The sequence below is a fragment of the Luteibacter sp. P4_D7_3 genome, assembly GCF_056401735.1.
Map to the genome: position 1 here is coordinate 1 of NZ_JBFUIT010000080.1, position 13,792 is coordinate 13,792.

Annotated in this window: 12 protein-coding genes; 3 read left to right on the forward strand and 9 right to left on the reverse strand. The window is 64.1% G+C overall.

The window, feature by feature from the left end:
• A partial coding sequence (gene egtD / locus AC1DSN_RS09740) for an L-histidine N(alpha)-methyltransferase (RefSeq protein WP_477330492.1) occupies positions 1-1,779 on the forward strand: 1,779 nt, incomplete at its 5' end.
• Here egtD and pgaD read toward each other — a convergent pair.
• The 5 genes from pgaD to AC1DSN_RS09765 form a co-directional block, all read right to left on the reverse strand.
• Entirely contained in the window at positions 1,776-2,219 is a 444-nt protein-coding gene (pgaD, locus tag AC1DSN_RS09745) for a poly-beta-1,6-N-acetyl-D-glucosamine biosynthesis protein PgaD (RefSeq protein WP_477298560.1), read from the reverse strand. The two genes, egtD and pgaD, sit on opposite strands and share 4 nt — an antisense overlap.
• Complete coding sequence (gene pgaC / locus AC1DSN_RS09750) at positions 2,216-3,466, reverse strand: poly-beta-1,6-N-acetyl-D-glucosamine synthase (protein ID WP_477298562.1); 1,251 nt, start codon at positions 3,464-3,466, stop codon at positions 2,216-2,218. Before pgaC ends, pgaD begins: the two co-directional genes overlap by 4 nt.
• Positions 3,463-5,337, reverse strand: a complete 1,875-nt coding sequence (pgaB, locus tag AC1DSN_RS09755; RefSeq protein WP_477330494.1) for a poly-beta-1,6-N-acetyl-D-glucosamine N-deacetylase PgaB — start codon at positions 5,335-5,337, stop codon at positions 3,463-3,465. Before pgaB ends, pgaC begins: the two co-directional genes overlap by 4 nt.
• Positions 5,338-5,342: 5 nt before the next feature.
• Positions 5,343-7,394, reverse strand: a complete 2,052-nt coding sequence (pgaA, locus tag AC1DSN_RS09760; RefSeq protein ID WP_477297065.1) for a poly-beta-1,6 N-acetyl-D-glucosamine export porin PgaA — start codon at positions 7,392-7,394, stop codon at positions 5,343-5,345.
• A 136-nt stretch (positions 7,395-7,530) separates the two neighbouring features.
• A complete protein-coding gene (locus AC1DSN_RS09765) occupies positions 7,531-7,959 on the reverse strand; it encodes a rhodanese-like domain-containing protein (RefSeq protein WP_477297067.1) in 429 nt (142 codons plus the stop codon).
• 90 nt (positions 7,960-8,049) lie between these two features.
• Between AC1DSN_RS09765 and ftrA the strand changes: the two genes are divergently transcribed.
• Together ftrA and AC1DSN_RS09775 are read left to right on the forward strand one after the other, a co-directional pair.
• Entirely contained in the window at positions 8,050-9,021 is a 972-nt protein-coding gene (gene ftrA, locus AC1DSN_RS09770; RefSeq protein ID WP_477297068.1) for a transcriptional regulator FtrA, read from the forward strand.
• Between the two features lie 89 nt (positions 9,022-9,110).
• Positions 9,111-10,298: an acetyltransferase domain-containing protein gene (locus AC1DSN_RS09775; protein ID WP_477297069.1), complete on the forward strand. Its 1,188-nt coding sequence runs from the start codon at positions 9,111-9,113 to the stop codon at positions 10,296-10,298.
• Here the strand turns inward: AC1DSN_RS09775 and AC1DSN_RS09780 are convergent, their stop codons facing one another.
• The 4 genes from AC1DSN_RS09780 to AC1DSN_RS09795 all read right to left on the reverse strand — a co-directional run.
• Positions 10,299-10,922 carry a hypothetical protein gene (locus AC1DSN_RS09780; protein WP_477330496.1) on the reverse strand — a complete coding sequence of 208 codons (624 nt, stop codon included), beginning with the start codon at positions 10,920-10,922 and terminating at the stop codon, positions 10,299-10,301.
• A 33-nt stretch (positions 10,923-10,955) separates the two neighbouring features.
• Positions 10,956-11,675 carry a PIG-L deacetylase family protein gene (locus AC1DSN_RS09785; protein WP_477297529.1) on the reverse strand — a complete coding sequence of 240 codons (720 nt, stop codon included), beginning with the start codon at positions 11,673-11,675 and terminating at the stop codon, positions 10,956-10,958.
• Positions 11,676-11,700: 25 nt separating this feature from the next.
• Positions 11,701-13,140 carry a carbohydrate porin gene (locus AC1DSN_RS09790; RefSeq protein WP_477297527.1) on the reverse strand — a complete coding sequence of 480 codons (1,440 nt, stop codon included), beginning with the start codon at positions 13,138-13,140 and terminating at the stop codon, positions 11,701-11,703.
• Between the two features lie 71 nt (positions 13,141-13,211).
• Positions 13,212-13,792, reverse strand: a 581-nt coding sequence (locus AC1DSN_RS09795; protein WP_477330498.1) for a cation:dicarboxylate symporter family transporter, incomplete at its 5' end; no start/stop codon positions are given.

The following is a 13,792-nucleotide window of genomic DNA, read 5'->3' on the forward strand; positions in this document are numbered from 1 at the left end:
CACATGCGTGCCTTCCTGCGGGAGATGCCCTCGGCGGAACTGGAGGCGTTGCTGCGCCTTGGCTTCGCCCACGAGGAACAGCACCAGGAATTGCTGGTGATGGACGTGCAGCACCTGTTCGCCCAGTCGCCGCTCAAGCCGGCGCTCGCTCCGGCATGCCCGACAGAGGCACCCGGCCCCAGCGGCCGCTTCCGTCGCATCGGCGGTGGTCCGGTACGCATCGGCGTCGTGGACGAGCACTTCGCGTTCGACAACGAAGGGCCTCGCCATACGGTGTGGCTGGAACCGTTCGAAATCTCCGATCGTCTCGTGACCAACGGGCAGTGGCTCGCCTTCATGGCGCTGGGAGGCTATCGCCGGGCGGACCTCTGGCTCTCCGACGGTTGGTCACAACGTCAGGAGGAGGGCTGGGAGGCACCGCTGTACTGGCGTCGCGAGGGTGATGTCTGGTCGCATATGACGCCGGGTGGCTGGAAACCGGTCGACCCCGATGCCGCGGTAACGCACATTAGCTATTACGAGGCGGAAGCCTTCGCCCGCTGGGCCGGCGCACGCCTGCCGACCGAAGCCGAGTGGGAGCACGCCGTTCGCACGCGTACCGATCTGGACCAGGTTTCGGATGTCGCCTGGCAGTGGACCACCAGCGCCTATTCGCCGTATCCAGGTTTCCGTGCGACGGATGATGCCGTCGGTGAATACAACGGCAAGTTCATGAGTGGCCAGATGGTGTTGCGGGGTGGCGCCAGCGTGACGCCGCCGCATCACGTCCGGCCGTCTTACCGGAATTTCTATCGTCCGGGCCAGCGCTGGATGTTTTCCGGCCTGCGCCTGGCGCGCGATGTCGGCAGTTCTCCGGACGACGATCGCCTGACCTTCCTGCGTGACACGCTCGCAGGTTTGTCGGCATCGCCGAAGGCGTTCTCGCCGAAGTACTTCTACGACGCCGCTGGATCGGCCTTGTTCGAAGCCATCTGCGTCACGCCCGAGTATTACCCGACGCGCACCGAAACGGCGTTGTTGCACGACATCGCACCGGCACTGGCGGCAACCATTCCGGATGGCGCCGTGCTGCTCGAACTGGGTAGCGGCGCGAGTGACAAGACGCGTGTACTTCTCGACGCGGCGCCACAGATTTCGGCTTACGTCCCGGTCGACATCAGCGTGGATGCCCTCAACGGGGCGGTAGAGCGGCTGCGCTCCGCGTATCCGGCGCTGGAGGTGTACCCGGTGGTCGGTGATTTCACCCGCGCCATCGACGTGCCTGGCGCCCTTGCCGGCAGGCCAGTGGTGGCGTTCTTTCCGGGTTCGACGATCGGCAATTTCGTGCCGGATGAGGCGATCGCGCTATTGCGGTCGGTGCGCGAGAGGCTGGGCCCCAAGGCGCACTTCATCGTTGGCGCCGACCAGGTCAAGCCGGTGGATACGCTGGTCGCGGCCTACGACGATGCCGAGGGTGTGACTGCGGCGTTCAATCGCAACGTGCTKGTACGCATCAACCGTGAGCTGGGTGGGGACTTCGATCCGCAGGCCTTCGAGCATCGCGCGGTGTGGAACGCGGAACGTGAGCGCATCGAGATGCACCTGGTGAGCCGCGTAGCGCAGCAGGTGACGGTGGCAGGCCAACGCTTCGGCTTCGCCGCCGGCGAGTCCATCCACACGGAGAACTCGCACAAGTTCACACCGGCGTCGTTTGCGCGCCTTGCCGCCGCCGGTGGCTGGCGAGTTGACCGGGAGTGGATTTCTTCCGATCCCGGGTTTGGCGTATTCGCCTTGGTCTAGCGGACTTCGTCGACCGTCATGTAGCCGGCGTCACTCACACTCACCACGGCACGGCGGTGCGCCTGGATACTCACGGCGTCTTCGGTGCTCGCGCCGATCACGCGCGCCGTCGCTTCAATGCCGACAGGATCGTTTCCACGACGTTTCTGTCTGCCGGAGAACCGCGCACGGTTGTAGCCCGACCATGTGGTGAATATGAGCGCGCAGATGACGGCGGCGATCAGCACCACATTGAGGTCGCCTTCCTTGTGGGAGGGTTGCAGGACGTAGAGCTGCAACCAGGCGTTGCGCACGCCGAAGGCCCAGGCACCGAGGGTGATCAGCGGCAGCCAGAGAAATGCCCAGAACAGCCACGCGATGACGGTGACCACGCTGAACACGGCTTTCTGTACCGAGGACTGGCGCTCGGGGCGCTGGATCAGGATGGCTTCGGCTTTCATCGCAGTCCCCGGTCCGGGCTGACCCACACCGCACGCGTGCCCTTGCGCTTCATCAAGGCTTTGGGCATCGCAACGATGGAGGTCGCCGTGTTAAGGATCCAGTACACCAGCGGGTACCAGATCATCCAGTAGTAGTTCCGGCCGATGCGCGTTTCATAGCGACGGTCGACCAGCAGGCTGATCAGAAACTGCAGCAGGCAGATCGCGCCGAGCACCACACCGTGCCACTGCGGCAGCAGCGTTTCGATATACAACGAGGGCGGCAGCTCGATGAACAGCCCGAGCACCCACAGCGTGACGATGATCGCCATGGTGTACGACCAGACAAGGCTCATCACGTATTCGATGGCGACCGGCCACATGCGACGCTGACGCCAGGCGAACAGCTTCTTCGTGTAACGCAGCAGCACTTCGGAGCCACCCTGGGCCCAGCGCAGGCGCTGCTTCCACAGGCCGCGGATCGTCTCCGGCATGAGGATCCAGCACAGGGCATTCGGTTCGTAGCGGATTTCCCAGTGGCGCATCTGCAGCCGCCAGCTCACGTCGATATCCTCGGTGACCATGTCGGTGTTCCAGTAACCGACGTCGTGCAACGCGCTCTTGCGGAACGCGGCGATCACGCCCGAGATCGTGAAGATGCGTCCATAGACGCGCTGCGCACGCTTGATCAGGCCGATGATGGACGAGAACTCGCCCACCTGCAGTTTGCCCAGCAGGGTGGAGCGATTGCGGATGCGCGGATTGCCGGTGACCGCGGCGACGCGGGGACTATCGAGCAAGTGCGACAGCAGCCAGTGAGTGGCGTAGTCGTCGAGCAGGGCATCGCCGTCGACACAGACCAGGAAGTCCGCGTTGGACGCCAGGGCGGCGGCGCGCAGACCCATGGCCTTGCCCTGGTTGCTCGACATGTGGATGACGCGCAGCTTCGGGTACTGGTCGAGCAACTGGTCGAGCTGGGCACCCGTATCGTCGGTCGAACCGTCGTTGATCGCGATGATTTCGAAGTTCGGGTACTGCTGCGAAGCGAGGTGGGCGATGGTTTCGCGTACCTGCTCGCCTTCGTTATGGCAAGGCACCACAAGGGTGACCATGGGGTATTCCGGCAGCTCGGGCGGTTTGACGCGTACCGGCTCGTTACGTTCCCAACGCATGAAATAGATCACGCCGCCGGTCATCCAGAACAGCGACATCACCAGCGGATAGAAGAACGCGAATTCCAGCAGTATGTGGAGAATTCCGCCGTTCATCGGATGGGCTCCGGATAGGGATAGTCGGATGCCGAAATAAAAGGCCGGATGGTTTCCAGGCCAGGATGGTCGTGGAGGAAGTCGTCCGGGTAGTAACCGATGTGCCACGCACCCGCGGCCTGCACGGTGCGCATGCGTAAGGCAAGGTCGCGGTCGTCGATGGGCTGGTGCGTACGCCAGTTCTGCGTGGCGAATTCGAACAAGGTGCGCTCGAAGCTGTTCGGAACCATCGCGACTTGGGCGGCAAGGTGCTTGTACCAGCCGATGCGGTCCGATTGCTGATCGAGCTGCGGCATGGCCATCACCGCGGTCATGTCATAGGCCTTGATGAAGGCGGGCAGGTTCTGCGCCGTCCAGGCTTCCGCATTCGGCTCCAGGACGGGCCGGGCGTAAAGGTTGCGTGCCGTACGCAATTGCGGGCGCCACTTCTGCATGCGTTCGGAGAGCTCGAGCGTGAAATCGATGAGCGCCTGCGTATTCTGCGCCGGGGTGTTCTTCGCCCACGGGCCGAGGTTGTCGGTGTCGCGGATATAGGCATCATCGGAAAACAGCACGCCTGCGGCATCGGCATGCATGGCGAGGTCTTCATAGACGTCGCCGATCATGGCGCGCACCTTCGGGTCGTACGGCGCAAGGCGATAATGGTCGCCGCCGGGCTTGGGTTCGCCGGCGAGCGACGGCAGGTCCTTGCCGTCCGGAAAACGGAAGGCGAGGACGGGCATCCAGGCGTACACGCGCACGCCGGCGCGGGTGCGCAACTGCCATGACACGCGGGAGAAAAGGTCCGCGCGCATCGGCAGGTGGCGATTCGGGAAATACACCGCATCGGCGACGCCATCGCCGTCCGGGTCCGCATAGGCCTGCAACCAGACCTGGCTCGGGTGCAGGCGCTTGATACGATCGAGCAGCTTCGAGAGGTTGCGATCCTGCTGGGCCGGGTCGGGGTCGTACACGTAATCGAGGTCTACCTGCACGGCACGCGTGGGTTCGACACGATCGAGATGGCGCATCAGCCAGCCCAGGCGGTTCGCGGTGATATTGCCGCTGACCAGCAGGCGAGGAATGGTCTTGCCGACCTCGAGGGTGGGCAGTCGGTCGCCGAGGCTGAAGGTCACCGGCATGCCGTGTTCCGCGGCCACGGCGCGACCCACACGGGTATAGGCGCCGTAAGGCCATGCGACGGCGCGCGGACGAACACCCGTGTGCTCGGCGATTTCGTCCGCACTGTGCTGGAGATCGGCGCCGACGCGAGCGCGGTACTGCGCTTCGTCTTCGTACACGTGGGCTTTGTCGTCGTAACGCAGCGAGGCGGCGGCGGGCAACAGGTTGCCTTGCGGATTGCCTTCGGTTCCTTCGTGCATACCCCAGGAGTGCGAGGCGAATTCGACCAGGCCGCCCTTGTGCATCTCGCTCACCTGGTCCCAGGTGAGGAAGCAGTCGCGATCGCAGTCGGAACCGTTATAAGGCATACGCTTGCCGGCAGGCATGTCCATCCAGGAGCCGACGATGGCGGCGACGGCGGGATAGTTATAAGCGCGTAGCAGGGGATAGACGCGGGTGTAGAAACTCTCCAGGCCGTCGTCGAAGGTGAGCAGCACGGCGTTCGGGGGAAGCCTGGCACCGCCGTGGCTGGCATCGACGACCTGCTGCAGGCTGACGATGTTGTAGCCGCTGGCCTTGAGCCAGTCGAAGTGCGAGATCAGGTGATCGGTGCTGGTCGCATCGGGATCGCGGTCGGCCTGCAGGCCGACATCGTCGCGAACGTCGTGATAGGCGAGCACGATCAGCGTGGGCCGCGCCGGAGCGACGGTCTGCGCGAACGTGGGAAGCGCGAGCCCGAGCAGGGCTAGCAGGAACAACAGCGAACGCATGACTCTCATTCTCCCCAGTGCAGGGTCAGGTCGAGGACGACGCGATGTTCGCGGCGGCCATCGTAGGGTTGGTTGTGCCAGCCGATTCCCCAGCCAAGGCGGATGCCCGCGCGTGGCTGGAAGATCTGGCCGTAGCGCACGCTGGCCATCCAGTCGCTGGCATAACCCTGCTCGTCGTACTCGCCGACGGCGACGTCGATACGCTGGGTGACCTGGCGTTCGTAGAACTGGCCGAGCAGGTTTTCCAGCCGGCCAGTGAGCGCGTAGCTGTTGTCGCGGCGCGGGTTGAAATAAGGACGATCGGTCTGCGTGTTCAACGAGCCGCCCACTTCCACGCCGCCGTCGAGGGCGAGGTTGGGCGCGGTGTAAACGCGTTGGATGAAGGCAGCCAGCCAGCTCGTGCGTTTGTTGCCGTCGCTGAAATTGTCGCGGGCCACACCCAGTCGCGCCTGCGTGAGTTCGCTCGCCCGCCATGTCACGGCCGTTTCGAGGGTCTTCGCGGAGATACCGTAGTACTGCGCGCGCAACGGCGTGTCTTCGCCGGCCGTGCTGAAGTCGGTGGCGATCGCCCAGTGGTCGGTTATCGCCCAGTTTACGCCGGCTTCCAGGGCGGTCTTGCCCACGTACCTGTCCGCGGCGGGCAACGCCTGCACATAGGCTTCGAGGCCACGTGCGTAGCCACGCACGCCGAAGCCGAACCGCGTCCGGCGGACGTCGCCTTCCGGCAGGTCGGCGGTCGAATAGCGCCCCAGCGCGACGACGCGCCAGTGGTCGTCGATCAGCGGACTTTCGATCGTCGCCAGGGTGGCGCTGTCGCGGTCGCCGAAGTCGGGGCTGGAGCCCTTGCCGTTCTCCTGGCTGATGTCGAACTGCCAGCCGCGCTCGCGATCCCACGACTGGATGGCACGGTCGACGCGGTCAGTGCGACTGCCGAGCACCTTGGCCTCGGCCAGATCGTCGTCGATGCCTTCGTAATCGTGCAGGGCGCGTTTCGTTTCCGCGGCGTCGAGGTAGGAATCGACATCCCGCGGATTCAGGGTATCAGCAATGGCAAGGTCGTCCTGGGCGCGGCGGGGCCAGCCGCGTGCCAGTTCCACCATGCCCAGTTGGCGACGGATGTCCGAATCGGCCGGTGCCTCGCGGCTGAGCGGCACGATGCGCGCATACGCGTCGGCTTGCATATCCACGATGCTGCGTGCCGAGATGGCGGCCGATTCGGCGTCGAACTTGCGCGGGTTCTGGATGGGCAGGCGAATGCCGGGAACACGGACCCAGGGCTGTTCCTTCGCCGCCAGATTGTCGATGGTGGTGAACGCCTTGCCGGTCTGTCCCGACTCCAGGTACGCGTACATGAGTCCGATGCGCGGATCGAGATCGGCGGCGTCGTACGGACCGGGATCCCTGGCGATGCTGTCTTCATAAACCTGTGCGGCCTCGGCCGGGCGGCGCTTGGCGAGAAGGGCGTCGGCCGCGTTGCGCTCGGCGTAAGCGGGTAGCGTCACCCCTTGCTTGTGCAGGGCGTCGTAGCGCTGCACGGCTTCGTCCATGAGTCCTGCCTGATCCAGCGCCACGATGAGGTCGAACTGTTCGCGAAGGCGCATGTCGGCGGGAAGGAGGGGGTCGTCCGCGAGTCGTCGTGCATCGACGACCGCGCGATCGGCTTCGGCGTACGGTGCACGCGGATCGGCCGGCGAACCCTCGGCCCACCGGGTTTCCCGGGCCACGTGATCGGCGTCGAGACGCGCACTGTCCGCAGCACTCTGCGGTGGCTGTAGGGTCGACGCCAGTTCCCTGGCGCGCGTCGTTGCGCCGATTTCCGTCAACAAAGTGACGTTTAGCGCCTGTGCTTCGCGGTCGTCCGGCCACCGGGCGAGGATCGCCTGGACCTGTGCCAGTGCATCCACGCGATGACCCTGGTCACGTTCCTGACGCACTTTTGCCATGAGTGCATCGCGTTCGGGCGGTACCGCGGCCCAGGCCGCGGGCCCATGCAGGGCCAGAAACAACGCCAGGCACAGCCTTGCGCGAGGTACGCGGGCGTCCTGCTGAAAAATCATCAAAGTTGATCCCATCCCCACAACATGACCTGTATCAGCCGAGCCGAATGTCCATTCTCGGCAACGGAGGTTGAAAGTAGCGTGGGATAGTAGAGGCAAGCTGCGTGCCATCCGTGTCAACGCGTGCGCGTTCCATTCAGGTGACTTGATACGGAGCAGGGGCTGCTGTGGATGCAACCGCGAGTTCGAAACCTTCGTCGAGCCACCCGGTCATGCCTCCAGCCATGATTTTCACCGGACGACCCAGGCGGGCCAGCTTCGCCGCGCCACGGGCCGCGCCGTTGCAGTGAGGACCCGCGCAGTAGGTTACGAAGAGCGTCGACGTGGGCCACGATGCCATGCGTGAGGCGATGATCTTGCCGTGGGGCAGGTTGATCGCGCCGGGAACGTGGCCCTGGGCGAACAGGGCCGGGCTGCGGACATCGAGCAGCACGAAGCCAGGATCATCGAGGGCAAGCGCGTCGTGCGTATCCCAGCAGTCGGTTTCGAAGCTGAGCTTCGACTCGAAATGGGCGATGGCGAGGTCCGATGGGGCGGCGGGGACGCGGGTGACGGCGTTCGACATGGCAGTGCTCTCGTGCGGTGGGTGTGCAAGCCATTGTCCCGATGGCGCAAGCGCGGCATAGTGGCGTGAACGCCATCATGCGATCAGATCATGCCAATACCTTTTGCGCCGCCCAATGCGCTCGTCGTGGCCCTGGTCTACGAGGGGCTGTGCATGTTCGAGTTCGCCAGTGCCGCCGAGGTGTTCGGCATGGCGCGGCCGGAACTGGGCGAGGACTGGTATCGCTTTGAGACCTGCGCTGCGGAGCAGGGCGAGGTCCGGGGCCAGTACGGCACCCGCCTTCAGCCCGACGGGAATCTGGATCGGCTCGCGGAGGCGGGGACGATCATCGTGCCGGGCTGGAAGGGCGTTGACGAGTCCGTGCCCTTAGCCGTCGTGGACGCGCTTCAGCGTGCCCATGCACGTGGGGCGCGGCTTCTCTCCATCTGCTCGGGTTCGTTCGTTCTCGCCGCCACAGGGTTGCTGGACGGCAGGCGTGCCACGACGCACTGGCGTTACGCGGAGGCGATGCGCCTTCGTTATCCCGCCATCGAGGTGGATCCGGATGTGCTTTATGTCGACGAGGGTCAGTTGCTCACCTCGGCGGGCAGCGCCGCGGGTCTCGACCTCTGTCTGCACCTCATCCGGCGTGACCGCGGCCCGGCCATCGCCAATCACGTAGCGAGGCGCCTGGTCATTCCACCGCATCGGGACGGCGGCCAGGCCCAGTACGTCGAGCGCCCCGTGGCCCAGCGCGAACGCGACCTGCTGGGCCCTGTGATGGACGCGATGCGTCGCCGCCTTGCCGACGACCTGCCGCTGGCCACGCTCGCCGCCATGGCGGCGATGAGCGAGCGATCCTTCATCCGTCGCTTCAAGGCTTCGACGGGAACCACGCCGGCGGACTGGCTGACGACGCTTCGAGTCGATCGGGCGCGCGAGTTGCTGGAGAGCTCGGCGTTATCGATCGACCTGATCGCCGGCCAGACCGGGCTCGGTACGGCGACCACCCTGCGACATCACTTCCGGCGCAAGCTGGGCACCAGTCCGGGCGCTTACCGTCAGCGGTTTGCTGCGCCATAGACGGCGGCCTATGCCATTCCTCCGATTCACCTCGCGGGTCGAAGGCGCTACAACGGTCAGGTTGGGTCTGGATTCCGGGGTGACTGGCGATGGTGGAACCGCACGCTTCGAACGCAACCGCGGCCTCAACGGCGCCGCTGCCTCGCCTGGACTTCATCGACGCACTACGTGGCCTCGTCATCGCACTGATGGTGCTCGACCATACGCGCGACTTCGTCAACCGCCAGGCCTTCCTGTTCGATCCGCTGGATCTGGACAAGACGTCGGTGGCGTTGTTTCTGACGCGCTGGGTGACGCACCTCTGTGCGCCGACCTTCGTTCTCCTGTCGGGTGTTTCGATCTTCCTCCAGGCCCATCGAGGGAAGACGGGCTGGCCGCTCTCGCGGTTCCTGCTCACGCGCGGCCTCTGGTTGATGTTCCTCGAAGTCACTTTCGTCGACCTGGGTTTCGACTTTCGTCCCGCCGTCTTCCTGCAGGTGATCTATGCGATCGGCCTGAGCATGGTGCTGATGTCCGCCGTGGTGCATCTGCCGCGCCGCGTGGCGCTGGGGATTGGCATCGCCCTGGTCGCCGGGCACAACCTGTTCGATGGCGTGGATGCCGGCACGCTCGGCGTGTGGGGGCTGCCATGGCACCTGCTGATGCAGCCGGGTCCGCTGCCGTTCGGCTTCATTGCCTACCCGGTGCTGCCATGGTTCGGGATCATGTGCGTGGGTTACGGCATCGGCGGGATCTATCTGATGGAGCCATCGCGGCGAACCCGGACGCTCGCGCTGCTGGCCATCGGCATGTTGCTTCTGTTCTTCGTGCTTCGCCTGCCGAACGTCTATGGCGACCCGCATCCCTGGACGGTTCCCACTGATCGATCGCTGACACCGTTGGCAGTCATGTTGGTGGCGAAGTACCCACCCTCGCTGGACTATGTTCTGGTCACCCTGGGAATCTCCACGCTGCTCGGCCTCGCCTTGGGCCGTGCGCCGGCATGGTTGCTGAAACCCTTCCTTGCCTTCGGCCGCACGCCGATGCTGTCGTACCTGCTGCACCTGTATCTGGCGCATACGTTCGCGGTGATCATCGCGCAGTTCTACGGCGTGCCCGCGGCGCACTTCATCGGCACGTTGAGCGATCAGTCGCGGCTTCGCGCCGATGGATGGGGGTTGTCCTTAGCCGGCACGTATGCCGTGTGGCTCGCGGTGCTGGTCGTGCTCTATCCGATCGCAAGCCGCTACGCGCGGTACCGGGCCACTCACAAAACGTGGTGGCTGAGCTACCTGTGACTAGTGGAGACCTACTATCTTGGCAAGCAGAGAGAGGGATAGAGCATGCTTCTCAGATACGAGCCCTATGTTTGGGTGGTACTGGAATCCCGAGTGATCGATCGTCGCGGCCTCKAGAGCTGCTAGTGCCTGCGCTCGGCATTCCGGACTATGGCGCCGGGCAAGAATGATCGCGCGAGTAGCGTGGTGCTTGAAACGATCGACAGGAAACATGAGGCGCCCGCTCGAGAGTTCCAGAACTTCCATTGCGCGATCGAAATGGCTCTCCAGACCCAGGGTGGCAATCAGGTAAGGGAGGTCCGAGTAAGCGCAGGTTTTCATCTGCGGATAAGTCGCCTCTCTGGCCAGGGCCGCCTCGTAAGCTTGGATGGCGAGATTGACATCGCCAAGGGCGAGGTAGGATGTCGCTCGGTCGACATATGCCTGAGCATCATCGAAGTGCTCACCGAGTGCGAAATACCGATCCAACAGGGCAAGCGCTACTCGCGGATGCCTGTCGGTAAGGCTGCAGGCCTGGATCCTCAGGTAATCGCTCTTGTGGCGTGCTCGCGACAGCTTCTCCTCGAACGCTGCCGCGATGCCATCATTCCAGTCGACGTTTCGATACCAGTCTTCGCGAGACATTCATCACCCGAGAGTCGCGTCCAGAAAACGATGTTAGCCCAACGCGCTCGCCACCGCCGGGAACACCGATTCATAAGCCTCGCCGTACGTCATCGGCGTGCCGGAATTGCGACCGCCCTGTACGCCGCGCTGCAGCGCCACGCGTGTGTAGTACTCCCACAGGTGTTCCTGGCCTTGCATGCACTCGATCGCCGCACGCTTCCTGTCCCACGCATCGGTGATGTTGAGGATCGTGTCCGGCTTCCAACCGCACTGTTCGGGCTGGTGCGGCTCGAAGAGGTAGACCTGCGGGGCGCCGATCACCGGCGTCTCGGGGGCGTGGCCGTGCGCCTGGGCGACAATACGGGCCTCCTGGGCGAACGCGCTGACCGCGACGTGGTCGGCGTTGTACGGGTCCTTCCTGGAGTGGGTCATGACCCAGTTGGGCCGCACGGAGCGATAGAGGTCGGCGAGCCGGAACAGTGAGTCGTTAGTCAGTGTGATCGGGTAATCGCCGAGGTCCCAGAACTGGATATCGGCGACGCCGAGGTGCTTCGCAGCGTTCTCGGCCTCGACCTGGCGCTCCGACTTCACCTTGTCCAGTGTCATGCCGGGCTTGCGCCACAGCTTGGCCGATTCGCCGCGTTCGCCATACGACAGGCAGACAACGGTGATATCCCAGCCGGCCGCGGCGTGCAGGGCGATCGCGCCGCCGGCGCGCCAGACGAAGTCAGCCGAGTGYGCGCTGACGACCAATGCGGTTTTCTTGCTCATGAGGGGATCCGTTCGTAGAGGAGGGTCAGTCGCCGCCGGCGGTCTTGTCGAAGCCGAGCATGGTGCCCAGGTCCATCTTGAGGCTCACGCCGTAGACGAACATGTTCTTCGGGAAGATGGCGGTGTTGGTGATACTCGAGTTGTCGGGGTGCACGATGTATTGCAGGCTCGGCATCAGCTCGAGGCCGCGAGCCACACGCCAGCCGTATGTCAGCTCGTAAGCCGTCTGGTGTGCGGCATTCGTGCCGTGGCCACCCTTCTTGGCCCGTGCATCGCGGAGAAATTCGCGCTCGCGCGGCGTCAGCTCGAACTCGGAGACGGAGAAATTCAGTGTGTCCGTCGGACGGCTGGCGAAGGGCGCGGTCCAAACGAAGCCCGCATAGATCTGCTGGCGCATGATTTCCGCTTCGTCCAGCTGCTGCACGATGCCGCCGAACACATTGAAACTTTGCGCACTGGCATCGTTCGGCCGCCAGATGACGCGATCACCCATGATGTAGACGCCATCGCGACTGCTGTTGATCGTGCGCGCCGTGCCGCCGAACAGGGCCTTCGATCGTCCCGCGGTGTTGTAGTACGGATCGGTGAGGGGCGCCGTGCTGACGAAGCCGCCGACCTTCAGCTCGAAGGGATAACGCGTTTTCGTCGGATCGGCGTCCTGCCACGCCCATTCCACGGGAACCGTGACGCCCGTGGCGCTACCGACCGAGAAATCCAGGCCGTTGCTGGCCGATGTCGTTGGGTTGACCTCGAAAACGCCGGTTTCGATGTACGTATGCGGTGTCGGCCGTGCCTTGATGTTCAGGCCCCACGTCGCTGACGGAAGCAGGCTGAAGCCGGCTTCGGAAACCAGGATACGTGGCTCACCGCAGGTATCGGCCGATTCGAACTGGCAGTTGGTGACCAGATGACCGTAGTACGTGGTCGTGCCCAGGCGACCGGCGGTGATGTCGAGCTTGTCGTCGAGCAGCTTCTGCTCGTAGGCGAACAGGCCAAGATGCCAGCGGTAAAACTCGTTCTTGTAGATGTACTGCTGCTTGGTGAATGTGCCGGTCACGTATTTGTTCAGGCTCTCGCCGTAGTCGCGATACACCGTGAAGTGGAACGATCCACCACTGATTCCCACCATCTTGTCGAGGTCGAAATCGGCGCCGATGTTGAACTGGCCGACATTGCTATGACCCTGATAGATGCCGCCGGTGGTGTTGTTGGCGTACTGGTCGATCAGCGCGCTGCGCAGCTTGATGCCCTTGTCGCGTAATGACGCTGCCACATCCGATAGCGGGCCTTTCGAGGCTTCCTTCGGCTTCTGGGCACCGCCTGTCGAGTCCGGTTCGGCTACGTCCGCCGTCGACGAACTCGACGCTGGCGCGGTCGAGGGCACGTTCTGGGCCCATGCCAGCGTCGGCGCGATGGCGCCAGCGAGGCTACATAGAGCGGTGGCGATGTAAGTGTTGCGGTTCATTTGAGCAATCCCTCCCCGATCGCGGAGTCGAGGGACTTCGCGAGGCTTGTACTTCGAACGATGTGGCGGAATCAGGCGGGTTGGTAACCCGTATCCAGTTCCTGCTTGAGTTTTTCGTGATCGACGGCTTTCTCCCACTTACCGACGACCACGGTGGCGACGCAATTGCCTGCGATGTTGGTGAACACGAACATCGCCGAGAGAATCCGGTGGATTCCGAGAATCAGGGCGATGCTGCCGACCGGGATCGTCTTGGTCGCGGCCAGCGTGAGGGTCAGGACGGCGATGGCCGATCCGGACACGCCGGCGCCTCCCTTGGACGTGAGCAGCAATATGGCGAGCAGGCCCAGTTGCTGTTCCCAGCCCAACGCGGTGCCCGTGGCCTGGGCGAGGAACACGGCCACGGCAGCGAAGTACAGGCATGTGCCGTCGTGGTTGAAGCTGTACGCGGTCGGCAGGACCATGCCCACCACCGATTCGTTGACGCCAAGCCTGGTGAGTTTCGCCGTGAGCTGCGGGAAGACACTTTCCGACGAGCTCGTGCCCAGGACCAGGACCAGCTCTTCGCGGAAGTAGCGCATCATCTTGAGCAGGTTGAAACCGGCATAGGCGGAAATCGGCGCGAGCACCAGCGCGAAGAACAGGGCGCAGG